This window comes from Shinella sp. NM-101, assembly GCF_021401195.1.
Lineage (GTDB): Bacteria > Pseudomonadota > Alphaproteobacteria > Rhizobiales > Rhizobiaceae > Shinella.
Genome location: NZ_JACBFT010000048.1, coordinates 1 through 2111, shown reverse-complemented (window position 1 = coordinate 2111; position 2111 = coordinate 1). Strand labels below are relative to the sequence as shown.

The window sequence follows — 2111 nt, the reverse complement described above, 5'->3', positions numbered from 1 at the left end:
CCGGAAGATGTATGGGTTTTCTTCCGGGTTGCGCCAACGGAATTGCGCTTTGGGGCTTGAGACAAGCCGTTTTAGCGCTTTTCCAACAGGGGCACCGCGTTCATTGCGACCAAACACGAGCCAGGTTTTTGACTTGCCCGGTTCCGGGACCCTGAACCATTTCCGCATCAAGGGCTTGATGCGGGATCGGTACTTGTGTCCCAGCCAATGCGCCATTTTCCAGAACACGACATGGTCGATGCGCCGGAAGACGTACGCCGTGAAGTCGGTGAACTTGTAGAACGCCGCCCATCCCACCAATTGGCGGTTCAGGCTGGCGATCATGTCGACCGTGCTGACACTATGATTGCCGGAAAGGGTTTCGGTAAGTCTGCGAACAAAGCCCTTGGCCTTTTCTTTGGGTATCGTCGTGACGACGGACATCCGTCCGTGTCCCCCTCGCTTGCGAATGATCCGGTGCCCCAGAAAGACGAAGCCGTCATTGACGTGTGTCACATGGGTCTTTTCCATGTTCAGCGTCAACTTCAACTCACCTTCCAGAAACGCCCGGCACTCCTCGCGGATTTCCTCTGCCTGAGCCTTGGTTCCTTTTACGATCACGACGAAGTCGTCAGCGTATCGGCAATAGGCAACGGCGGGTTTCCATTGCCGGTTCTCTCGAACCGTAATGGGCCTGCCTTGCTGGATGCCGAAGTTCCATGCCCAGCGATCCTTGCGGGCCTTGTCGCTTAGATATTTCGCCTCCAGCCACATATCAAACTCGTGGAGCATGATGTTGGAAAGGAGCGGTGACAGAACGCCACCTTGCGGAACGCCCTCGCTTGAGGCTGTAAACAGGCCACGATCAATGTGCCCTGCCTTCAGGAACCGCCAGAGAAGATGAACGAAACGCCCGTCCTGCACCCGCCGCCGCACGCATTTCAGAAGCAGCCGATGATGGACCGTGTCGAAGTAGCTGGCCAGATCACCTTCGATGATCCAGCGGCCCCTCGTCGTGTCGGCTCCATCCTGAAGCTGTATCCTTACGGTGCGGACGGCATGATGCACGCTCCGTTCCGGCCGGAAGCCATAGGATAAACGATGGAAATCGCTTTCCCAGATCGGCTCCATGGCCATCAGCATGGCGCGTTGAACGATGCGATCCGTCAGGGTCGGAATACCCAGTGGTCGTAGCTTGCCGTTTGATTTCGGGATATAGATGCGCTTGACCGGCTGGGGGCGATAACTCTCCTCCAGCAGGCTTGCCCGCAGGTCGTCCAGATGCTGATCCAGTTTGACCTGCAGCCGTTGCTTATCCATTCCGTCGATACCCGGCGTTCGTGCGCCACTTGACGCAAGAACCATCCGAGCGGCCTCGGCAAGCCATTCCCGATTGGCAATCAGCCGAAGAAGCCGATCAAACCTTCGGTTTGGATCGTTTTCGGCCCATGTTGCGAGCTTGTGCTGCATTTCGCTGATTATCAAAGGTCTTCACCTCTCTTGGTCAGATAGTTTGCACTTCAAGCAGTTTGAACTGTTCCCCTTCGCCATGTGGCAGGCTTCCCTGCCGCGGACTACTACGAGAACTCCGCCAACATGATGGACATCAGGGTCAACTCCCTTGCGACGCAATACTCCGTTGTCATTCCATCATGCCTTCCCTCGTTCATATGCTGGACGTCAGCGTATTGGTGAGGCTGCCGGTCGCAGTCTTTTCCCTTGCTTTCCGCAAGTCGATGCCGATGCCATGGTCTGGCTGCATTCTCCCCATGGCTGCCACGGACAGCCTACGTGTTCGTCCGTGTTGGGATGACGCTGGCATACATCTCAGGCGTCATCATCAGCATTCCGCCTGTTAAGCCGTATAGGCGAAGGCGACATTCCAGCCCTCAGATGCGGGTTAACCGGTTCGTGTTCCTCAACCTTCCAATACTTCAGCCTCGGGAACCATCTCGGCGTAACGGCTTCGCCTCAATCCCCTTTACCTGCGGGCTACGTCACCCTGCCAGTTGACAGCAGGTCACCGCCGCTTGGGCTCATGCCCCCTTACAGCAGAGGGCAGGCAAATACTCACATCCTCCTTTCTCTTTTGCATTCCAGTCATATGCCTCCCCGACTGGGGCGAGGCGCAC

1 protein-coding gene is annotated in these 2111 nt (G+C 56.7%); it reads right to left on the bottom strand.

Going from position 1 to position 2111, the window contains the following annotated elements; translation table 11 throughout:
• On the bottom strand, nucleotides 1-1464 hold a 1464-nt coding region (gene ltrA / locus L0976_RS28495), incomplete at its 3' end, for a group II intron reverse transcriptase/maturase (protein WP_234190765.1).
• Nucleotides 1465-2111: the final 647 nt, after the last annotated feature.